Annotated in this window: 19 protein-coding genes and 1 pseudogene; 1 reads left to right on the forward strand and 19 read right to left on the reverse strand. The window is 59.3% G+C overall.

The genetic code is table 11. The features are described from left to right. Positions 1-31: 31 nt before the first annotated feature. Together nolL and AC0L3N_RS12790 are read right to left on the reverse strand one after the other, a co-directional pair. Positions 32-1153, reverse strand: a complete 1122-nt coding sequence (nolL, locus tag AC0L3N_RS12785) for a nodulation factor fucose acetyltransferase NolL (protein ID WP_473547927.1) — start codon at positions 1151-1153, stop codon at positions 32-34. Further along, positions 1146-1753: pseudogene (locus AC0L3N_RS12790) on the reverse strand (NodA family N-acyltransferase). The gene nolL and the pseudogene AC0L3N_RS12790 overlap by 8 nt, the downstream one beginning before the upstream one ends. A 124-nt stretch (positions 1754-1877) precedes the next feature. On the opposite strand from AC0L3N_RS12790, the gene AC0L3N_RS12795 reads away from it, so the two are divergent. Beyond that, positions 1878-2813 (forward strand): LysR family transcriptional regulator, encoded by a 936-nt coding sequence (locus AC0L3N_RS12795; protein ID WP_473547929.1) that lies wholly within the window; start codon positions 1878-1880, stop codon positions 2811-2813. Here AC0L3N_RS12795 and AC0L3N_RS12800 read toward each other — a convergent pair. The 17 genes from AC0L3N_RS12800 to AC0L3N_RS12880 all read right to left on the reverse strand — a co-directional run bounded on the left by AC0L3N_RS12800 (position 2754) and on the right by AC0L3N_RS12880 (position 20919). Beyond that, a complete protein-coding gene (locus AC0L3N_RS12800) occupies positions 2754-3539 on the reverse strand; it encodes a TIM barrel protein (protein WP_473548073.1) in 786 nt (261 codons plus the stop codon). The genes AC0L3N_RS12795 and AC0L3N_RS12800 overlap by 60 nt on opposite strands. 57 nt (positions 3540-3596) lie before the next feature. Continuing rightward, a complete protein-coding gene (locus tag AC0L3N_RS12805; RefSeq protein ID WP_473512043.1) occupies positions 3597-4238 on the reverse strand; it encodes a LysE family translocator in 642 nt (213 codons plus the stop codon). A 28-nt stretch (positions 4239-4266) separates the two neighbouring features. Next, the gene (locus AC0L3N_RS12810) at positions 4267-4890 is read right to left on the reverse strand and encodes an FMN-binding negative transcriptional regulator (RefSeq protein WP_065010655.1); all 624 of its coding nucleotides are present in this window, start codon (positions 4888-4890) and stop codon (positions 4267-4269) included. A 464-nt stretch (positions 4891-5354) separates the two neighbouring features. Then, positions 5355-6014 (reverse strand): chitooligosaccharide deacetylase NodB, encoded by a 660-nt coding sequence (gene nodB, locus AC0L3N_RS12815; RefSeq protein WP_473511980.1) that lies wholly within the window; start codon positions 6012-6014, stop codon positions 5355-5357. Next, on the reverse strand, positions 6011-6118 hold the full coding sequence (locus tag AC0L3N_RS12820; RefSeq protein WP_473489080.1) for a hypothetical protein: 108 nt from the start codon (positions 6116-6118) through the stop codon (positions 6011-6013). Before AC0L3N_RS12820 ends, nodB begins: the two co-directional genes overlap by 4 nt. A 111-nt stretch (positions 6119-6229) precedes the next feature. Then, positions 6230-6334 (reverse strand): hypothetical protein, encoded by a 105-nt coding sequence (locus tag AC0L3N_RS12825; RefSeq protein ID WP_082982601.1) that lies wholly within the window; start codon positions 6332-6334, stop codon positions 6230-6232. Between the two features lie 251 nt (positions 6335-6585). Next, on the reverse strand, positions 6586-7008 hold the full coding sequence (locus AC0L3N_RS12830) for a hypothetical protein (protein WP_473547930.1): 423 nt from the start codon (positions 7006-7008) through the stop codon (positions 6586-6588). Positions 7009-7137: 129 nt separating this feature from the next. Continuing rightward, positions 7138-7818, reverse strand: a complete 681-nt coding sequence (locus AC0L3N_RS12835; protein ID WP_473547931.1) for an aminotransferase-like domain-containing protein — start codon at positions 7816-7818, stop codon at positions 7138-7140. Positions 7819-8652: 834 nt separating this feature from the next. Next, complete coding sequence (locus AC0L3N_RS12840) at positions 8653-10668, reverse strand: carbamoyltransferase family protein (protein ID WP_473512044.1); 2016 nt, start codon at positions 10666-10668, stop codon at positions 8653-8655. 292 nt (positions 10669-10960) lie between these two features. After that, entirely contained in the window at positions 10961-11749 is a 789-nt protein-coding gene (locus AC0L3N_RS12845; RefSeq protein WP_473547932.1) for an ABC transporter permease, read from the reverse strand. Between the two features lie 3 nt (positions 11750-11752). Then, entirely contained in the window at positions 11753-12775 is a 1023-nt protein-coding gene (gene nodI / locus AC0L3N_RS12850; RefSeq protein ID WP_473548074.1) for a nodulation factor ABC transporter ATP-binding protein NodI, read from the reverse strand. A gap of 49 nt (positions 12776-12824) precedes the next feature. Beyond that, positions 12825-14099 carry a chitooligosaccharide synthase NodC gene (gene nodC, locus AC0L3N_RS12855; protein ID WP_065010658.1) on the reverse strand — a complete coding sequence of 425 codons (1275 nt, stop codon included), beginning with the start codon at positions 14097-14099 and terminating at the stop codon, positions 12825-12827. 55 nt (positions 14100-14154) lie between these two features. Then, positions 14155-14751: a NodA family N-acyltransferase gene (locus AC0L3N_RS12860; protein ID WP_065010659.1), complete on the reverse strand. Its 597-nt coding sequence runs from the start codon at positions 14749-14751 to the stop codon at positions 14155-14157. A gap of 1944 nt (positions 14752-16695) precedes the next feature. Next, positions 16696-17304, reverse strand: a complete 609-nt coding sequence (gene nodS / locus AC0L3N_RS12865) for a nodulation methyltransferase NodS (RefSeq protein WP_095780356.1) — start codon at positions 17302-17304, stop codon at positions 16696-16698. A gap of 349 nt (positions 17305-17653) precedes the next feature. Further along, positions 17654-18835, reverse strand: a complete 1182-nt coding sequence (gene ubiM / locus AC0L3N_RS12870) for a 5-demethoxyubiquinol-8 5-hydroxylase UbiM (RefSeq protein ID WP_065010661.1) — start codon at positions 18833-18835, stop codon at positions 17654-17656. 486 nt (positions 18836-19321) lie between these two features. Beyond that, a complete protein-coding gene (locus AC0L3N_RS12875; RefSeq protein WP_473548084.1) occupies positions 19322-19960 on the reverse strand; it encodes a hypothetical protein in 639 nt (212 codons plus the stop codon). Positions 19961-20304: 344 nt separating this feature from the next. Beyond that, positions 20305-20919, reverse strand: coding sequence for a ParB/RepB/Spo0J family partition protein (locus tag AC0L3N_RS12880; protein WP_473547933.1), 615 nt, complete (start codon positions 20917-20919; stop codon positions 20305-20307). Between the last annotated feature and the right edge of the window lie 71 nt (positions 20920-20990).

The raw sequence follows: 20990 nt of genomic DNA on the forward strand, positions 1-20990 counted from the left end.
GGTTGCTTGTCATCGCGACCATTGTGGGTGGCTAATTTATTGCAGGTTGAGATTTGAGCAGACTTGGGCGTGGCGGCGCTCCGACAAGGATCTGCGACACATATCCAAGGTCGCGCGCAATCTTGCGAATTGCCATCGCCGTGACGACAATCGCCACTCCAACCACACTTGCGAACGCGATTCTGGTCGTGAGATTCCAGAGTTCTCCAAACTGTATCACATCCATGAGGCGAAACACGGCACCCTGGACCAGGTACAGCAGCAGCGTGCTCTGACCAAGCTCCACCGCGACATACTGAGCTACTCTAGTTGAATGGACAATTCTCCAGCACTGGAACATAAGCTGCATCGCTACTGCAGAAGCTGTTGCAGAGCCAGCGAACATCATAAACACTTGTTTAGCTGACTGTTCATCATGAATTAAAACAAGATTGTTGTAGACGTAAGTCTCCTTGCCCCACCCAAGGAAGCATAAGAAAGCTGTTATCGAAAATAAGACCAAGAAAAGCGATTTGTGGCGCCAGACGATATTTTTCTGCCATCCGATCGGCTGGGCAAACAAGAACCCCAAACAATAAAATGGGTAAGTGTATCTTAACGACGGGGTTATTGACAATGTGATGGGCGCCAATGCGACCCCAATTGCGGATGCGCTTACGATCCACATCGATAGTCGATTGAAAGTTGCAAAAAATCTAACTAGAACGAACGAAATAAACGCCGCCCATATGAACCAGTATGTTCCAATGACCTCCTTCGATATGTCCAGCAATACACCAGTTAAACTCTTCGTTGGATAAATCATGGCGGACTTTAGTGCGAAAATAAACGCACACCAAAGAAACATTGGCAGTAGTAACTGCACTGCTCGATTACGGACCCCTTGAATGAACGTTTTTCGCAAAATTGCCCCAGAAGAAACATATCCACTTATCGCCATAAAGAGAGGCATATGAAACATGTAGATCGTCTTATAATACGGAGACATCCAAAAATCTTCAGTGCCTCGATAAATTACATATTGTAATAGGTGCCCAATTATCACTAAAGTAATTAGTATACCTTTGGCGAAGTCAAGGCTTAGGTCTCGGTCGTTTGTCTCTGCTGGGCGCGAGCCGCGTCCCTTCGCTCCGACTGTTATTTGATCAAGCATCAGACTCCAGCCCATCTGTTGCGGTTGCTACCGGCCGTTTCTGGGCACGGCGAGCACGCCAGTTTCGGTGAAAAGGATCGAATTTTACGCGGATCGCGGCGTGGTATCGAGGGCCGACTGGCTGCAACCGAGCGGACGAAATCCCAGTGCCTGATCGCAAACCTGGAGCGCAGTGGCGGTCGCGATCATGTGTGGCGACGCGATGGCCCGGCACTATGGTCGCCAGGACGTCTCTGCAGAACCTCTCAAGATGATTCCGCAGCGCGTGCCGAACCGTGCCAAAAGCGAATGGAATGCCAATCTGCTGCTGCACCGGACGCATGACGTGGATAGAATGGCTCATTCCGAGTCTCTCAAGATCCGGATGCACCCTGTACAATCCGAGTTCGCCTACCAAGAAATCAACCTCGCCAACCGTAGTGAACGGCGCAGCAGGTCCAAGTGAGCCGCTACGCCGTGCACATAGAGCCGATTGCGCGAACCTCCGGCCTTGCACCGGCCCAGCTACGACCGCCTGAAAGCCCCTGTCGGCCCATAGGCCTTTCGGAAGAAAGCGGAGAGCTCGACATGATCGGCTACTTGCAAGTCATTTCCCAGCACACGCTACAGAAGCCGTGGCGTGATCGGGTGCATGTCAGGTCCGGTCATCTATGCAGCGCCCTGGAAGTTTGGTAAAATCGATTGTTTAGATCGCGAGCATTCACGCTATGGATAAGTGAAAGCGATGCGCTTCAAAGGCCTTGATCTGAACCTTCTCGTCGTGCTCGACGCACTGCTGACCCAGCGCAACCTCACGGCGGCGGCAAGCAGCATCAACCTAAGTCAGCCGGCCATGAGCGCGGCCGTCGCCCGGCTGCGCGATTATTTCAACGATGAACTGTTTACGATGAGCGGCCGCGAACGTGTTCTAACCTCGCGTGCGGAAACACTCGCCCCCGCTGTTCGCGGCGCACTCTTGCACATACAGTGCTCGATTATTTCTTGGGATCCGTTTAAACCGGCTCAATCCGATCGCCGCTTCCGGATCATGATTTCCGATTTCGCCACACTCGTGTTTTTTGAAAAGGTCGTGGAGCGTGTTGCACGCGAAGCACCCGCCGTCAGCTTCGAATTGCTGCCGCTCGACGACGACCCCGATGAGCTTCTCCGGCGCGGTGACGTCGATTTTCTGATTTGTCCAGAATTGTTCATGTCGAGCGCGCATCCAAGAGCGGCGCTGTTCGACGACACGCTCGTGTGCGTAGGCTGCCCCACGAACAAGCAGCTGCCGCAGCAGCTTACATTCGAGAGATACATGTCGATGAGGCACGTTGCGGCCAAGTTCGGGCGGAAGCCCTCCGTCGAGGAGCGTTTTTTTCTTGAGCATGGCCTGAAGAGACGTGTCGAGGTTATCGTGCAGGCCTTCAGCATGATCCCGCCGATGGTCTCAGGCACAGCTCGTATATCGACCATGCCCTTCCGGCTGGTTGAGCATTTCAAGAAAACCTTCCCGCTGCGGATCATCGAACTTCCGCTGCCGCTTCCCGCATTTACCGAGGCCCTCCAATGGCCCGCCCTTCACAACAGTGATGCGGCAAGCGTCTGGATGCGAGAGATATTGTTACAGGAGGCGTCGAGAATGAGTTCTCCGCGGGACGCCAAAAAGGGTCGCAAGCCCTGATTGACTACCGCGTCTCACACCGGCACTCGTGTCAACAGGCGTGTCGAACGAGATGATAGTCGCGGAAAGAGCGCCTGCGAGGTCGTCCAGCGGGTGGGCTGCGTCGACAAACGGTGCGAATGAGAAGGGGCCCGCATAACCGCCATCAAGCAGCGCCCGGATCTGGCTGCCATTGTCGGAACCTACTAGGACGCGATCCGGGTAGATCCAGTGGATCGGATCGTTCACGCTTGAAATGTGCACCAGACCGGTCAGTTCGCAGGAGAAGAACGGCTCCCCGGCGAGCGTGTGATGAAACGTGTCGTGCACGAGGCGGAAGACGGACTGGCCATCAATGGCGGCAATGGCCTTAGCCGCTTCGTTCTTCGATCGAAGCGAGCAGGTCTGGAAGCCCAGCGGCTCGATGAGACCGATCAGGCCGCGCGACTGGAGGATCGGCTTGAGCGCCTTCAAGGCAAAGCGGAGATCGCCCCGGCGCTCGCCATTGGCGGGCCACGAGCCGTCGTTGACAGGCACCGGCATGAGCGTCTTGGCTCCGCAGGCCGCCGCATAATCGGCGAGCTTGCTCGCCTCGGCCCTGCGGGCGGGAGTCACTCGTTGAAGCGCTGCAAGGCATTGATGGAAAAATCCCAACGCCTGCTTCAGCGGCGGCAGACCGGACGTCCGCGCCTGCTGAGACATCGCCTGAATCGGTGTAATGACCGAAGCTGGCTCGCAGCCATCCATCTGCTTCAAGCTAACCCGCCGACCCGGAGAGATGCCCAACCAGATCGGATGCAAAATTCAGGCAGCAGGGTGCTTCGCCAGAGCGAGGCCGACGCCCAGTGCAATCATCGCGCCGCCCGACGCCTCCCTCAGGCGGCGGATCAACCTGGGACGCGCTGTCGCGCCGTCTTGAATGCCGCTGGCCACGAAGGCAACCACGATGTCGGCGAGCGTGTTGAGCGCAATCGACACGGAGCCAAGCACCACGAATTGCAGAGCTACGTGCCCTGCGCTCGGGTTCACGAACTGCGGAAGGAAGGCTAGAAAAAAGGCTGCCGTCTTCGGGTTGAGAGCCTCGACCAGCACCCCTTCACGAAACGCCCGCCGGGGTCCGACTGAACGCACCGGGGCGCCATCATCGCCAGTCGCTCGGCGCGCGGCTTGAAAGGTGCGAAAGCCTAGCCAGACGAGGTAGACCGCGCCGAACAGCTTCAATGCGGAGAACAGTTCCGAGCTCTCGAGCACGATCGCGGAAACACCTAGGCTTGCTGCGAGGACGTGGATCATGCCCCCCAACCCCGTGCCGAAGCTGGAAGCGATACCCTCCGGACGACCGCCGGCGAGCGTGCGCGCGGCAACATAGAAGATGCCCGGACCGGGCGTGATGGCGAGCACGGAGGCCGCGGCGAGGTACAGGGCGAATGGGGCCAGTTCTGGCATCATGGGTCGATTCCGACAAAGTTCATGATTATTTTGGGATGAGAGCGGCGAGCTCGCGATCAGATGCCCGCTCGCTCGCCGCAAGGCCCGCGGCCACGCCATCGCGGTCGGCCGCGTTCCGGTTCTGACTCAGTTTGCGCTTGCCCTCCAGCCTCGTGATCGGCATGCGCAGGCCGACGATTCCGCGGAGTTGCGCCTGTACAAAATCCGGCGGTGCGTCCGACACCGCCCAAGGCGAGGCGCGCTCGCCCTCGTGGTGGTCGGTCAGACGATTCACGACGTCCAGCAGTCTTCCCGCATGCTCGAAGAACTCGACCGGACCATAGGCGTGGACGGCGATGTAATTCCAGGTCGGGACGACCTTCCCGGTTTCCCGCTTGGTCGCATACCATGCCGGCGTCACATAAGCGTCCGGCCCCATGAAGATGGCCAAGCCGTCGCCCAGCGGCGGAACATGGCACTGGGGATTGGCCTTCGCTAGGTGCCCGTAGATCACGCCGTGCTCGCCCTCGCTCTCGTCAAGGAAGAGGGGCAGTGGCGTTGCGAGCGGCCCTTCCGCCGTGACTGTAACGAAGTTCGCCAGCACCGCCGCGCGGATGGTCGCGCGCAGGGACTCCTTGTCGTCGTCGCGGAAAGCGGGAGGGATGTACATGGCGAAGCTCCTTGCGTCACCAGTCAGATACCGGCACTCTGGCCTGCAGGAAACAGCCAGTCAGAAGCTATCGACGTGGTCCAGTTTGTGAAAGATGGCATCGCACCCGACCATCGTGACGATCGAGGAGCAGATCCACAGCGGGGTGTGCGAGTCGGAGAACCCCTGGTCCTTCGCAGCCGAGGGGTCGGGCATATCCCGGCAATGGCGACTAGTTTGCCAAACCTTGTGGACGCAGCCCGCGATCCCGGAGACCATATTGAAAGAATCGTCGAAGAGGTTCCGGCGACGCCAGGCAATGCCGAGAGGCTGCGCGGGTCTCATTGTAGCAGGTGACAACAAACGTCTACGCTTAGTCAACGGGTCGGAGCCTACAGTTCGTCCGATGTCGGCGAAGCCTGTAAGCCTTCATAAGCGAGACCCAAGGCACTGGCTGGGAAAGCAGGTCCATAGGATCTCGCATTTCAGTGATGTTCTGGAAGCGGGCGAATTTCATATCCGCAGGCATCTAATGCCGGAATCAGATTGGATAGCGCCATAACGGTCTGGTTGCGCAGACCGGCTTGAGTGCTCCGTCTCGACTCGTCGGGAGGACAACCGTCGTGCAAGAGCACGATTGCGCCGGGCCGGACCGAGGCGAGCACAGCATCGACGATCGCTTCGGTGCCGGGCCGCGACCAATCTTTTGGGTCTATCGACCAATGAAGGGCCGCCAGCCCGGCGATCTCTGACGCAGTGAACACTTCTTCGCTCCAGGCACCGTATGGCGCGCGAATGTAGCGGATCGAGGCCTGGGGGCATGCTACCATGATGGCACGGTTCGCCTCAAATACCTCACGTTGGACGTCGCCCAAGCCGCATTTGGACAGATCCGGATGAGACATCGTGTGGTTGCCCACCTCATGCCCTTCTGCGATCATTCGCTGGATGAGGTCCGGGTGCTCTGCGGCGTAGGCACCAATCACGAAGAAAGTCGCTGGCACCCTATTTTGCGCCAGCACATCGAGTATCTGTGGTGTGAAGAATGGATCGGGACCGTCGTCAAACGTCAGATAAACGCTCCGACGGCCGGTTCCATCAGCGCATTCACTCTGCACCTCCCATCCGTCATCAAGATGTTTCATAGCTCCGGATCCTTCCGGTCAATTGTTGCATCGGTCGGCCATTCGCTCATCGGCCGCGCAATCGGCATAATCACGAGGAGCACGTCCTCCACGCGAGGCGGCATGTCGAGATCCAGCACTTCTGAGTGGGACCGCACGCGAACATCGAAACATCGTGGCCGGGCCGTCTCTGCAGAACGTCTCAAATTACCAGCGCATGGCTTTTCATTGCAGGGTCAGTCCCCCCGATAGGGTTTTCGGAAGAACTCGGAGAGTCCGATGTGATCGGCTACTTGCAACTGGTTCTCCCGGCACAACCTCCACCGTCCTTGGGAGCGCATGGGAAACCTCGACTTGTTGATCCTTGGGGTAGACACCTACGCTAGTTGGGGGCTTGTGGCGAAAGAGCCGACGCGATGCAGCTTGCGCGATCACCGACGTACCTGGTCGAAAAGGGGATCGGCTCGCTCAATGTTCGGCGCAGACCAGAATGCACACACCAGAAAAATGCTCCTCGGAGCCAACCGCATACATCGACAATCTCCCTAGCCTGCATCCTTGAATTCTTCCTATGCAATGTCCTGTCCGATAGTCAAAATCGAATGTTTCGATGACAAGCATCCATGTTGCGGATAGATGAGACAATGGCCCTTGATGTGAAGCTCCTCGTCGGCTCCACGCACTGCTGACCGAGCGCAACGGCACGGTGGCGGCAAGCCGGATCAGCTAATTCAGCCGGCCATGAGCGCGGCCGTCGCCCAACTGCTTTCAACCATGACCTGTTTACGATGAGCGGTCGCGAATGTTCTAACCCCGCGTGCGGAACCGTCGACGTCTCAGAGTTGAGGACGACGTCGCGCAGCATCTCGACGCCTTTTTCGATCTGCCGGATGCTCAAGGCGGAATAGCCCATGACAAGCCCGGCGCGGTCGGCTTCGCCTGCTCCCGGCTGCCGATGATAAAGCGGCGAAATCGGGTGCAGCCCCAGACCGGCATGTCGGGCGGCTTCGACCAACGCTGTTTCACGCGATCGCGGCAGGTCGTTGAACCATATGACGACGAGCAGTCCAGCGTCGGCCCCTTGGACGGCGATCCGATCTCGGAAAATCCGCTTCAGGTTGGAAATACCTCCCGGCGCTCGCCGTTAGGCGGCGCACGCGGCGCACATGCCTTTCATAGCCGCCGCTCTCGAACAGAGAGGCCAATGACGCCTGCTCCGCCACCGGAGAATGCTGGTCGGCAAACTGCTTGGCGGTTTCGAAAACCTGCTGCAATTCCGCCGGGACGACGAGATAGCCGATGCGCAGCATCGGCGAAAGCGTCTTGGAGATGGTGCCGAGGTAGATGACGCCCCATGATCCTCGAGGCTGTGCAGCGGGGGAACGGGGCTGATATCGTAGCGATATTCGCTGTCGTAGTCGTCCTCGATGACATAGGCGCCCTGCTCCCGCGCCCATTCCAGAAGCTGATGCCGCCGCGCCATCGGCATGACGCCGCCGAGCGGAAACTGATGCGAGGGCGTCGCATAGGCCAGCCGGGCCGCGACCCCCGCCAGTTGCTCCGTCTGCATGCCGTCCTCGTCAACCTCGACGGGAACGGGCGTAGCACCTGTGCCGGCAAAGACCTGGCGCGCCATCCTGTAGCAGGGGTCCTCGATGACGAAGCTGTCCCCTGGGTCGAGCAGCAGGCGCGCGCAGAGATCGAGCCCCTGCTGCGAACCATTGACGATGACGATCTGCTCGGGTTCGAAGCGAACCGTACGGGCGCGCCAGAGATAGCCCTGAAGTGCCTGGCGCAGCCGGGCGCGAACCGCACGGATCGTCATAGGCGAGCCGTGCCGGCCGCTGCGCCATCGCCGCGTTCATCGTGCGCTTCCAAACCGAGGCTGGGGAATCTGAGGCCGCCAGGACGCCATACCGGAAATCTACCTTCAGCGTGTTCGGCAGGTGATCCCGCCACCGCGGATTCCCACGCAGCCGTTCGCCATAGTCAGACAAGTGACCCGGGCCGCCCCGTTTTGGGGGATTAGCGGCCCATTCCGATCAGGCGATTGCCCGAGAGCAGATGTCGGGCATCGCCAACGCTAACCCCTGCGTGACCTTGACCAACAGACCCTCGGTTTCCTGAAGATGGCGTCGTCGAAATCTGCACCGGCGTCGTATTGCCGTAAATCAAGGATGCCAACAACAGGGCCGGATGATTGGAGGCCGAAGCATCAAGCCGCATAAAGACAAGATCGTCGCCCCACCGACGCATTTTGCCAAAAGCAGCTCAACGACGAACATGCCGGCTTGGCGCGCCGAAGGGCCGCCGCCTTTCCCGCAAGCGGCCCAGCCCGCTCGCCACCGGGGTCAACCCACGCCAATCTATCCACCAACGCTCGTCCCATCCGCTATGCGCAACACCAAGCTGATGTCGCAGGGGCGGTCACCGACCCGGTACGCCGTCGAGAAACGACGAACTCGTGCTGTCTTGAGCCACCGGTAAGCAAATCCATTGCTGATCCGCGTCTGCAATAAGCGTTAGCTGGAGCGAACATGCATGCTCGCGGCAGACGCAATCATCAGGACCCTTGCCTCGGTCAATTGGATTGGAGACCATCATATGAAGGTGCAGACCGGTGTTTGGGCAGCTGTTATCGGTCGTCCAGACTTTGGCATCAGTTTTGGTGGACGCGAGCAGCTTGCGAGGGATGCATCCGAACGTGGCGCTGCTCCCACAATCCTCGCAGTTCTCCTGTGAGAGCCTCGCGCTGGCCCTGATCCAGCGTAATTGTGTCGAGGAGATCCGCGAGCACGGCTTCGCCTTCGATCCGCGTCAGCAGATCGAACAGGTCATGTGAAATACGCGCACAGTCACGGTGATCCGTTCGGATTTCGCAGACGGTCTCGTGGCGATCCTGCGCCGTGTATGCGCGGACTTTATGCAGGGATACATAGGGCGGCAATGAAACAGCGAGCGCAGTCCAATCCTGCAGCGTTGCGGCCCGTTTTTTGACGAGGTACGGCCCGACCACAAGTCCATCCAGCTCTGTCGTCAGGAACGTGGCAATCGAGTCTGCAACTGAATCCACGATCGGCTCGGCATTGTTGTTAAAGGACGTATTGAGCAGAATTGGGATGCCTGTCCGCTGCTTGAAGGCATTGATGACGTCCCAGTAGGCCGGACTGGCCTTGCGCGATACTGTTTGCAGCCGAGCCGTACCGTCGACATGCGTGATGGCGCCGAGCAAATCACGCTTGGAATCGCGCACACGAACTACGAAATTCATGAAGGGAAATTCGCACGCACTGCCCGGGAGGTCGAAAAATTCGCGCGCATCCTCCTCCAAAACTGATGGGGCGAACGGGCGATATCCTTCCCGCTTCTTGACCATAGCGTTGATCCGGTCCTTGTTTGAAGCGGGCCTGGGGTCGGCAAGAATGCTGCGATTTCCGAGCGCTCGCGGCCCGAACTCCGAACGACCTTGCACCCAGCCGATCACGGCGCCACCGACCATCCACTCGGCTGCCCTATCCGCCACCTCCTCAGTGCGTTCAAACTCCAGGTGCCCCGCCCATGCCTTTAGTTCCTCTTCGACAGCGTGATCGCTCGCGAGTTCCGGCCCCCAATAGACCTCCTGCAATCGCCTACGCGGCGCTGGGCGGCCCAACTCATTAGACACGATTAGCGCGGCGCCTAATGCGCATCCAGCGTCATGCGATGCGGGCTGCACGAAGATGTCTTCGAAAAGTCCTGAATAGAGCAGCTTGCCGTTCATGGAGCAATTGTGCGCAACTCCGCCGGCCAGGCACAACCGCGTCATCCCGGTGGCCTCACGATAATGGCGAAGAATGTGAAACACGATGCGTTCGAGCGCTTCCTGTAGCGACGCACTCACATCCATATGCTGCTGGGTGAATGGCATTCCCTTTTGCCGAACCTGAATGCTGCGGAGCAAAGTCGGACCGATGCGGTCCAGGTGGACGCGATACTCGCCGTTTGCAGAGAGTTCATAGAATTTCTCGAAAAGCTCGCGATAGGGAACGGGATCGCCGTAGGGGGCAAGCCCCATTACCTTGTATTCATCGAACAAGCCGTAGCCGAGATACCGGATCGTCTCGAGATAAAATTGCCCGAGAGAATTGTTCTCCGGGAAAGTCGCAAGTTGCGTAATTTCAGTACCAGATCCTACCGCCACAAGGCCCGACAGGAAATCACCAGAGCCATCAATCGCGAAAATCAGACTTTGCTCGAAGCCCGACATTGCAAAAGCACTCACGGCGTGCGCCTGATGATGACTTACAAATGAGATACGCGAAGCGTCGAGCTCGGTACCGAACTCCTGCGCCAACAGCCTCTGCATCAACAGTTTAGCGTCCAACGGAATGGAGGCGTCCGGCTGGGAAGCTAGCATGTTTTCGAGCATGGCGTTGCTATAGGCTTCGGTAGCGTAGAAAGCCACACGATCGATTTCGCTGAGCTGAACCCCAGCGGCTGAAAGACAGTATTGAGCCGCACTAATTGGGAGCTTGTTGGAATGTTTGATCCGATTGAGGCGCTCCTCTTCTACCGCCGCAATGACCTGTCCGTCCCGGACGAGCACCGCAGCGCCATCGTGCATGAATGTGTTTGAAATCTGAAATCTGTTTTCATAGACTTTGTCCAATCCGCCGTTCAATCCTAGACACAGCATCTCGCTCTCCATTTGTCGTACAGGAATATTAAATTGGCCGTCTGATCAGAAACACAGGCCGCGTTGTCGTTCGCGCCACGAACGCCAGTCAAACATGATCGGGCTCAAAGAAATTCTCTTCGGCCGGAATCAACATGACATCCTGTGATCGAGGTGCCGGGCGGCCCATAACGTTGATAGATTGAGTGGATGCCACCGAAGACCCTCCGTGGCATGCCGATTTCTGTTGGCGATGTCGTTTTTATTGGCAGCACGAAGTCCATAGCGCATCGTTTATCTCCTTCTCTTCGCGTCAGCGCATCAGTCGGCGGCGCAACAGCGCCATCGAGAGGAAGAATGGCAACAGCGCGTACAGGCCGAGCACCCCGATGTGCAGGGCGATGCCGACGATCGGGCGATCAAGCATAACCGGACGAATGAGGTCGATTGAATGTGACAGCGGCATGCATCGCGCTATCTTCTGAAAGGCGTCAGGCAGCTGATTCAATGGGAAAACGGCACCGGACAGGAACAGCATAGGTGTGAGGACAAGCGTCTGGTAAAACACGAAGTAATCGTAGCTGGGCGAAAGCGCGGTGACGACCATCGCAAGGCTCGCAAACACGCACCCAGTGAGAGCAATGATTGGCAGCGCATAGAGGACGGACGGCCAGGCTGCATAACCCAACGTTGCGGTGACAATGGTGATTGCCGTACCGGCCAAGAAGGCCTTGGTGGCTGCCCACGCCAGTTCACCCAGAACGATGTCGCCGAGGGTAACGTGCGTGTACAGCATTGCTTCCCAAGTGCGCTGAGAGTGCATGCGAGCGAAAGCCGCGTACAATGTTTCGAGGGTAGAGGCGGTCATCGCACTTACCGCGACCATGCCGGCCGCCAAAAAGGCGATATATGACGCACCGTCGACGCGGCCGACCATTATGCCGAGGCCGGTGCCGAGTCCGAAAAGGTAGATTATAGGATCGGCAAGGTTACCGAGAATCGTCACGAGTGAGACTTTCTTCCATGCCAGATAGTTGCGGCGCCACACTGCAACCCAGTTCCACGCATTGGCCGGCAACGCCGCCGCAAAATCTTCAATCATCGTTCACTCCTCTATCTCGCGCCCGGTCAGCCGCAAGAAAACATCCTCGAGATTGGCTGGACGCAAAAGAAGGCGCAGACCTGCTCGCCCCTGCAGTTGCGTGCGCACCTGCTCAGGGTCGGGCGCGTAGCAATAAAGGGTTTCGCCGCTCACCTCGATGCGCTGGGAATGTGGCTTGACCAGCGAAAGCAACTCGTGCGGATCGCCGCCGTAAATCTCCATGACCTGGCATCCGATATGCTCGTCGATCAGCGCCTGCGGGCGGCCTTCGGCGATATTGCGACCCCTTTCGAGCACGCACAGCCGATCGCATAATCGCTCAGCCTCTTCCATGAAATGCGTCGTCAGGATAATCGTCTTGCCGCGTGCCAACAGGGCGCGCAGCCGCTCCCAGATCAGGTGGCGCGCGTGCGGATCGAGGCCGGTGGTCGGCTCGTCCATCACAATGAGCTGGGGGTCGTTGATCAACGCCCGCGCCATCGTCAGGCATCGCTTCATGCCGCCGGACAGTTCCGAGACGCGCGCATCCGCCTTGCGCTCGAGGCGAGCGAACTCGAGAAGCGACGGGATGACCGCTTCGCTCTCGCGTGTGCTCATGCCGAAGTAGCGTCCGAACACCAGCAAGTTCTCGCGTACGGTGAATTCCTGGTCAAGATTGTCGAATTGCGGGACCACGCCAATGCCCCTGCGTGCCAGCCGAGCGCGCGCCGGCACTGGCACGCCGAGCACCGTGATCGCGCCCGCGTCAGGGCATGTCATGCCGAGGAGCATACGCGCAATCGTGCTTTTGCCCGCCCCGTTTGGTCCGAGGAGGCCGAAACACTCTCCCGACGCAACGGAGAACGACAGTTCGTCGACAACGACCTTGTTCCCATACGACTTGGTTACGCCGGCAAAATCGACTGCCACGGTCGACAGAGAGTCAGGCACGGAGCTTTTCGCGCTTGTCTGCCCGTGAAACTCCCGTTCGATCAAACCAGTCTCGATCCGCCGCAAATCCTCTGGGTCCAACTTCCGACTCAACATTTGATCTTCCTGGTCCTGGCTCAAAACTCTTCCACCTGCGATCACGTGACTATTGCTGTTCGCTGTAAGCTGCGTCAGATGCCACCAAGGCGGGCTTTGGAAGGGCGCCGCCGATGTCTGTCACAGTGGCGGCCGAGCTTCGCGACAACCAATCGCTATTGCTCAATGTACACAGCGCGTATGCTTTCAATGGGAGCAAGAGAAAGATGTTGATGAGTGTGTGGAGCGAGAATCCGAGAAATCGAAGTTGGCGCGCACGAAACGCTGCCACGCTGCAGCGAACTATAGTCATGACCGCGATCGTCAGGCATGCCGTCCAGGGCACAGTACCTGTCGTTATGAATTGCGCGAGCCCAGCCAGGAGCGACAAAGAGAGCAATAATGGGCCAAGATTCTGCCCAATCACGTCCAATGTGAGATAAATATTAAGGCCGCGCAGCAGTTGGAGCGCCAGCAACGTGTCCCGGAACGTGCTCCGGGCCCAGCGAAGCTGTTGGCGCAGATAGGGACCCATGCTGCTGGGAACGACTGTTGCCGCGACGGCCTCCGGGACATACTCTGTTCGAAAGCCTGCTTTCAGCATCAGGATCGTAAGGTGGCGGTCCTCACCGAAGTCGCTCGGCTTCCCTCGAAAGCGCTGCGTCTCGTATTGATCCAGGAGCGAAACAAGCGCGGATCGCCGGTACATGGCACACGGACCGCAGCAACACATGACGGCACCGAACCGAGCCTGCGCTGCCCGCTCTTCGTTGCAGGCGAGCCAGTATTCCATGTCAATCAACCGCGTCAGCCAAGTTTCACTGCGATTGCTAGCCGCCAACTGGCCCATGGCGGCGCCAATCGCTTGATCTTGCATCTTTAGCGCAAGCCTCGTGACGACGTCCGGCGCGAGTATCGTGTCCGAATCTACATTGAGCACCAAATCTCCGCACGAGCGGCGAACCGCCGCAATCTGTGCCTTGCGCTTTCCGACATTCTTTGGGAGCGCAATGAAGTTGAACCTCGGGTCGCGCGCGTATTCCTCGTGTATACCTACGAGGGCATCGTGGTTTCCAGAACCGTCATCAACAACATAGACCTGCAGTTTTCCGGCGTAGTCCTGACTTGCAATGGAAGCCAGGCAGTCCGAGAGGGTGCGAGGAGCCTCGTTGTAGCACGGGATAATGACATCGACGCTCGGCCAAGGCTCACAGCCGGCGGGTTCGCCCGAGGTCGGCGGTACGTTTGTAGGCAGGGTATAAAACACCTGCGCGGTCTTATAGACGGTCGACAGCAGCGCATAAGAGCAGACTGCAACAATACTGGCTGGGGCAAAGAGGTTCATGAGATCTCAGATTTTTCTGTGAATTTGAGGAAGCGAGCGGATAACAAATCCGAGGTCATAGCTCTGGACCGTTCCGATCGATCAAAGTGCCGGCCGGCCACTCGCTCATCGAGCGTCCAATTGGGAGCACCATGAGGAGTACGTCGTCGTCGACTCGCGTCGTGGAAGGCAGATCGGGGTACACGTCCGGGAGGGTTGAACGCACGCGAACGCCCGTCAGAATGTTCGCCAAGCCTTTGCGGCAGAACCTCCCAACATGGTTCCGGAGCGCTTGCCGAACCGTGCCGAAAGCGAATGGAACGCTAAGCTGCTGCAGCACTGGGTACATGACGCTAATCGAATGGGCGATTCCCAGCCCCTCAAGATCCGGACGCACCCCGTATAGACCGAGTTCAGCGACCAGCAGATCAACGTCGCCAACTTTGATGTATCGGCGCAGCAGGCCCAAGTGAGCGGCTACCCCGTGCACATCATAGCCGATTGCGCGGACCTCCGGCCTTGCACCGGCCCAACTTCGACCGCCTTCGAATTGCATTCCATTGAAGGCTCCGGTCGGCTCATAGGTCTTCCGGAAGAACTCAGAGAGTTCGAGGTGATCGGAAAGCTGCAACTCATTTTCCCAGCACAACCTCCACTGCACGTCATTGCGCATGCGAAGACTTCCTCTTTTTGGGTTCTTTTGTGCACCTCACGCGGTAGAGCAGCGGCGGTGCATGTCATGTGGGGGTCTATGAACGACCCGCCCAGATTGGTAAAATTGATTGTTTAGATCGAGAGCATCCACGCTATGGATGCTAAAACCATGCGTTTCAAAGGCCTTGATCTGAACCTTCTGGTCGTGCTCGATTGGCCCCGATAGCGGCGACGCACCGATGGCAGCTGTTGGTGACACAACCTGCCTCAAGAGCGGCCGCCAGCGGCGTGGCTGCGCCTCGTGCCGAAGCAGCGATCAAGTGGAGGATGGGCCCGATAGGCGTCAGCAAACGCGGCGAGCGTTGACGCACGATCGCGCAGCTCTGGATCGCCGGCGGCAAACAGGTTCCGCGAAGCTCTGGCTCGACAAGTTGCGGCAAGACGGCATGCCAATGGTGCGATGGTCGCACTCGCCAACAGGAATCGTCTGGTCAATGCTCTCGAGTGTTGCCTGTCAACCGGACTGTCGGTGAAAGCACCTGGAGAGCGGAAGGAGGGCGCACCCGGATGGCGCTACTTCGAACGAATTGTTTGAGGTTTTGGCCGACTGGAACACCCAGCTTGAGCACCTGAGGCCTGAAATGCGCGAAGGAGCTGGCCCCTAAGTTTTCATTCCGTGCGAGGGATCAAAGATCGCCGCACACAGAAGAGGCAGCCTAAGGAGCGTCAGCACTTGCGCCGGCCGAAGGGCCGGGACGCGGGACTGGCTGCAACGACGAGATCGGTTAAAAGGGCAGCCGGTAGGAGTGTCAGCATAGCGCCGCCGAAGGCGGGACACGGGACCGACGGCCCCCCGACGAGGAGTGCCGCTTTCCCGGCTAGGGATCGTCACCCACCTGGGCCGAAACACCTTTGAGGTTCGGTGGCGGCAGTCATAGAGCCCGTCCCGCATAGGGGGCCATGCAAAATAAGGACTTCGCTCCATCTGGGTATTTATCGGTCATTTATTGGGTAAAGCCGTTTCTTGATTTTTTGGGTATTTTCAAAGGGGCTTGGCGGGCCTTGGCACGCTCGCGCCAGAGCGCCTATCGGCTTTGCGCCGTGTTGCGATCATCGAGAGCATTGGCTCTTCTACTGAAACAGGTTCAGCAACATGTCACCGAACTGACATGCGCCGTCATGAACACAGTCACGCATATGGGCTGGCAATTTCCAGGTTCGCCAGGCCCCGGGAATCCCATCTTCGAAAAGTAGCCAAAGCCTTGTGGTGTGCGCAGACCTCGATGAGAGGGAGGGAGAGATCCGCTTATGCGTGTACCGGTGGCAAGACGCCGGCGGCATCTAATCCGCGCAGGCTTGGTCAGGGCTCCAAGGGGCTCGAAGGCCCTTTGGTTCGTCTTCATGTGCGAAATCATGATGCGGGGCCAAGGCGGCATACGCCTGTGGCTGCGATCCAACGGCAATCACGTTGGTCTGGGCGGGGTCTTGGGAGGGGCAGGAATGCCCCGCCTCCAAGCGCGATGAAACGGCGGACGTTTCGATGGTGTGATGAGGCTCGATGCCGACAGAACCGCAAGGCCGGAAGGGTGCACGGGAAACGCGACAGCGGATTTCCCTGCCAAGGTTGCGATACTACACCGCACATCCTTGCAATGCGCCTTACGCAAAATGGCAGAGGTGGGGGAACGGTCACCCCGTCGCTTCCGACCCTGATGTGTGGAGCGGAAAGGCTTCGGCCGACGTCTGGGGGCCGTTGAGGTGGAAGTCCGCGAAACCCCCTCGAGGCTCGCGGCCCTGAACATCGAGCCCCATGAAGACGCCGGATATACCTAAGCAGAAGTGACCATCGCCCGGACCCGGCTAACTTGTCGCAATCGGGCGCTCTTATACGTCCACATATAGGATCAGCTTGACACCACAGAAGCGCACAGTGTCTCCAAATCAACTTCGACAATTCGTTTCATCAGAAAGCGGAAATCGGCTTTCGGAAGCGGGCCAGCAGGCAGTCTTCATTGATCGACGCGCCCCGGCACTCGATGCACTCGATCTCGGTCAACGATTCGTTCAGCATGGCGATAGTGGTCTCTGCACCAGCAGCGTGCCCCCAGCGTTGGCAATTGGCGTCACGTGCCGACCCGAAAACCAGGTGCCCGCCTGGCGCAAGCAGGCCTACCAGGTTGCGGACTGCTGCGCGGATCTGAACGAGGTCTCCTACGTAGTAAAGAACTTCCGCCACGACGATCAGGTCGAACAGCTCATCACTCGAAAATTGTTGAACATCGGAGATTATCCACCTGATGTGCGGCGGCTCCTTCATGCGTAAACGTGCTCGCGTAATCGCTGGCTCGACGACATCGATCACAGTGAGCCGCTGGCAAATGGGGGCTAGCCGTTCCGTAAAAGCGCCAGCAGCGCACCCGACTTCGAGCCCATTTGCGACAGGACCTTGCGCAAGTGACAACCGGAGAATTTGCGTGTGGCGCTCCCGCTCGAACGGGTTGCCATCGAGCCGCCATGGATCGTCTGCGGCCATTTCTCGATTCAGCAGTTCATGATCGATTTTATGGGTCAAATTCCCACCTCGCTAAGGCAGCAATCACCGGCGCTGCAAATGCCGTCAGATGTCGCTAGCGTCGGGGACCCGGGCACACCAATCTGAGAAGCGGGGCCGCTTCCTGCACCGGGCAGACCTGCGGGCCGAGGCACTTGATTTCGGTCACGCTCCTAATAGGGTCCGCAGGATTGGCAAAATTGATTGTTTGGATGATAACCATCCACGCCGTAAACACATCGAAGGCGGAATTGGGCGTGGCTGGGACCACGTCTGGGTGGCGCCGGCCGACAAATTTCTCACATCGAACCAAACTCGCCAGCCTGTTACGACGCCAGCACGCTGACGATGATGCTATGATGACTGCGGTTCACCGCCTCAGCATGGCCGCAATGCCATGACGGACAAAGGGAAGATGCTGGCCGAAGCGCAGCCCCACATGTCTTGCAAGCCGTGCCGCCGGGTGCTCGCTTGAGTAGAGTCCGACGAGAATATTCGTAGCATGGTAGAGCGGCGCCGCCGACAGGCGCAGTCGGCTTTCATATCTGTGGAGCATGTCGGGATCGGCAATGTCGCGACGGTCGCGCCATGCTGCCAGGATACCACGGGCGAGTTGCCTCTGGCCGCCGAGGCCGATGTTGAAGCCATGCGCGGTCACCGGGTGCATGCCAATGGCAGCGTCGCCTATCAATGCGGCGCTCGGCGCCCGGAACATGTGGGCCCAGGTGGTGACCAACGGATAGATATGGCGGCTGCTTGCCAAGCTCATGTTGCCGAGGCGCCCTCGACAGCGCTTCGTCAACTCCATCAGGAACAACTCGTCGTCGAGGGCAAGCAGTCCGTCGGCCTCGTTTGAGGGCAAAGTCAAAAGCAGCGACGACATGCCTCGCGCGAGGGGCAACATCGCTATCGTCTGATGGTGGTCGAACCATTCGATCGCGATCTGGTGGTGGGGGCGCTCGTGCCACACCCGGCAAATCAGCATTGAGCTGCCAAGCCGATTGATATCGGCGCCGATGCCGAGCAGATCGCGGGTGGCGGACAAACGCGAATCGGCGGCAACGAGAAGCCGAGCGGTCAGCTGCCTGCCATTGGAGAGCGTTACGACTGCTCCCTGATGGCTGTTTGTTGCACGCGCGACCGAGTGGCCGCACAGCAGCCGGGCATGGCCCTGCAAGCGGATGATCTTGAAAAGGGCATCGCGGATCCGGCAATTCGGAACCAGAACGCCCAGTGGTTCCGTGGATCCGTCGGGGGAATCGAAACACAGCGCAAAAGGACTCGATCCGTTGAGGACGCGTGCGCCTTGAAGCGGTGACTTGTCCGAAGCGGGGATAACATCCCAGGCGCCGAGCTCGCGAAGGATTCCAGTCGAGGCGTGGGTGAGCGCGATCTCGCGACCGTCGAAAGCCGCACTTGCCAGTGTTTGCAGGGACTGCCCTTCGACAACCGCCAGTTTGAGCTCGCTGTGGGCAAGCGATGCGGCGAAGGAAAGTCCGACCGGCCCGGCGCCAACGACAATGATGTCGAAGCTGTCGTCAAAGCCGGCCATCAGCGTGCCGCCAGCGCGTTGACTATCTTCGTGAGACGTTGCTGGAGTCGAGCCGCATGTCGCGCATCGATTGCGCTGCGATCCAGTGCCCGCCGCATCGCCTCAAGCGGGTTTCTCACGTCGGTTCCTGGCCGGTGAATCGTCATTTGCCCGCCGTATGGTCTGGATTGTCAAGACGTTGGGAGCGACGATCAGGCTGTCGGTCAGCACATGCGTTTTCCCTTGAAGGACTGTCGATCAAACCACGCCGACGAGGACATGGCCTTGATCTGGGTCAGTCGAGGCAGGACCGGCGTCAGATGACCTCGATCCAATCCAGTCGTGTGCCAGCTGACCCCATGACGACGCAATGGCACCAGCTAAGGGGAACCAGGCGCGTCTGGTCTGGGAAGGGTGTTTCAGGACTTTTGCGATATCAGCGAATGACCGGCTCGCCATGGAAGCGCCGGCGCGAGGGCAGCGACACGCCGAAGCCGACTTCCATCATCAGCCGTGGCGTGCGCGAAGGCACGGTGTATATGGAGCCAAACGGATCTTCGACGGAGCCAAGCCGGCTTCGCCGGTCAGCGTGATCGGGCTGTCATCGCCTCGTTTTCGCATCAGCCAGTATTCCAGCGGCAGGCAAGCGGGGCGGCGGCACTCGAAAGAGCCGCCGCCCGGCTTGGCACCTATTCGCGGACGAACAGCGGCTGGACCCCGGCCCATTGATCGACGGTGCGCCCAGTCGATGCTCAGATTGGTTGCCGACCGCTTCGACCACGGCGCTGCCGGCCTCGAGCGTCTCGGCCATGACAAGACGTCGTCGTCGCAAAGTGCGAGCAAACGGGCGAAGACGGTGGCGAGGGCAAAGGCGTCGCCATTGCCGCCGGCTATCGCTCCCTCCTCGTCCGGCGCGGAGCAGGGCAAGAACCTCGCGCCGTTTTTCGGCGAATGCGGCTTCGGCCTTGCAAGCTGCGAGGCTTGCCGCCACGCTTCATTGGCGGTGCGCTGCGGCTCGCGGCGAACCTGCCACAGGCCCGGACCTGTGACGGCATGCGCCACCATCAGGCGCAGTGCGACACCCGGATGGTCGAGCATGGCGGTACGCACGGCACCGTAGCGATGCAGATCGACATAGTTCTGCATCGGCCCGGTGAGTTCCGGTCGCGACGGCTTGACGGGGGTTTCTTCGTGCTCGCCGCCCTCGCCTTGCGCGCGGGCGCGGCGGGCCTCCTTGCGCGACAGCCAGCCCTCGTGGCACTCGACCGCGCCGCGATGCGAGTCTGATATGAAGACCTTGCCGCCCCTTCTTCCTCAGCGTCTTTTTGTGGTCCCATGACTGGAAATGCTGCCCCGGTTCCAGCACGGCCACCTCGGGCCAGCCGGCTTCCAGATAGGCGTCGCGCTTGGCGGCGATCGCCTCGTTCTGCTTTTGCCAGAACAGGTCGGCATCGGCGAAATAGCTGTTCTCGCGAACAGGTCGCAGACGATCAGGCCCGGATGATCCTCGACGGCAAACAGCGCCACCTCTGAGGAAATCGACTGGCCGCCGAACAGCCATTGTTTCGACTGGTCGCCGCGCGGCGCGTATTGCTCCGGATCGGCATAAACCGCCAGCCAATCCTTCTGCTTCGCCTTGGAGGCCATGTCGGATGGCGTGCCGTCGTGGCGTCGATTTCCTCGCGCCGATAGGCCTCCCCTATTTTCGGCAAAAGGTCGCCGAGCGCCAGAATGCGTTTGACCAGAAGTTCGGTGATGCCGAAAGTGGCGGCGATGTCGGCAACGCTGCGGCCCTCCTTGATCAGCCGCGAAAACGTCTCCCGCTGCGACACCTCGTCGGGATCGAGGCGGACGAAGTTTTCGATCAGCGAGGCCTCGAGCGCATCGGCGTCGTCGCCGTCTTCCATGATGGCGCAGGGCAAGGCATCGCCCTCGCCGCGCTCGTCGGCGAGCGACTTCGCGGCGAAATAGCGTCGCCGTCCGGCGACGATCTCGAAGCTTTCCGGCGAGCCGTTGGGCCGCACCAGAAGCGGCACGAGGACGCTGCGCGCGCGGACGGACGGAAGGATGTCGGCGATATCCGGTGCGCGTCTTGCGTCGCGCAAAGTTGAGGGCGGAAATGTTCAGTCAGTCGAGCGGAATATGGGCAAGCTGCATGGTCTTTCTCCTTCGTTTG

Source organism: Mesorhizobium sp. WSM4807, from assembly GCF_055811615.1.

Excerpts from the sequence above, each read along its gene's own strand:
- AC0L3N_RS12800 (WP_473548073.1), bottom strand. The coding sequence starts at position 3,539 with ATGGATGGCTGCGAGCCAGCTTCGGTCATTACACCGATTCAGGCGATG.
- ubiM (WP_065010661.1), bottom strand. The coding sequence starts at position 18,835 with ATGGCCGGCTTTGACGACAGCTTCGACATCATTGTCGTTGGCGCCGGG.
- AC0L3N_RS12820 (WP_473489080.1), bottom strand. The coding sequence starts at position 6,118 with ATGCCGCCTCGCGTGGAGGACGTGCTCCTCGTGATTATGCCGATTGCG.
- AC0L3N_RS12810 (WP_065010655.1), bottom strand. The coding sequence starts at position 4,890 with ATGTACATCCCTCCCGCTTTCCGCGACGACGACAAGGAGTCCCTGCGC.
- nolL (WP_473547927.1), bottom strand. The coding sequence starts at position 1,153 with ATGCTTGATCAAATAACAGTCGGAGCGAAGGGACGCGGCTCGCGCCCA.
- nodI (WP_473548074.1), bottom strand. The coding sequence starts at position 12,775 with ATGTTGAGTCGGAAGTTGGACCCAGAGGATTTGCGGCGGATCGAGACT.
- nodC (WP_065010658.1), bottom strand. The coding sequence starts at position 14,099 with ATGAACCTCTTTGCCCCAGCCAGTATTGTTGCAGTCTGCTCTTATGCG.
- AC0L3N_RS12825 (WP_082982601.1), bottom strand. The coding sequence starts at position 6,334 with ATGCGCTCCCAAGGACGGTGGAGGTTGTGCCGGGAGAACCAGTTGCAA.
- AC0L3N_RS12845 (WP_473547932.1), bottom strand. The coding sequence starts at position 11,749 with ATGATTGAAGATTTTGCGGCGGCGTTGCCGGCCAATGCGTGGAACTGG.
- AC0L3N_RS12860 (WP_065010659.1), bottom strand. The coding sequence starts at position 14,751 with ATGCGCAATGACGTGCAGTGGAGGTTGTGCTGGGAAAATGAGTTGCAG.
- AC0L3N_RS12795 (WP_473547929.1), top strand. The coding sequence starts at position 1,878 with ATGCGCTTCAAAGGCCTTGATCTGAACCTTCTCGTCGTGCTCGACGCA.
- AC0L3N_RS12840 (WP_473512044.1), bottom strand. The coding sequence starts at position 10,668 with ATGCTGTGTCTAGGATTGAACGGCGGATTGGACAAAGTCTATGAAAAC.
- AC0L3N_RS12805 (WP_473512043.1), bottom strand. The coding sequence starts at position 4,238 with ATGCCAGAACTGGCCCCATTCGCCCTGTACCTCGCCGCGGCCTCCGTG.
- AC0L3N_RS12835 (WP_473547931.1), bottom strand. The coding sequence starts at position 7,818 with ATGACGATCCGTGCGGTTCGCGCCCGGCTGCGCCAGGCACTTCAGGGC.
- AC0L3N_RS12875 (WP_473548084.1), bottom strand. The coding sequence starts at position 19,960 with ATGCAGAACTATGTCGATCTGCATCGCTACGGTGCCGTGCGTACCGCC.
- nodB (WP_473511980.1), bottom strand. The coding sequence starts at position 6,014 with ATGAAACATCTTGATGACGGATGGGAGGTGCAGAGTGAATGCGCTGAT.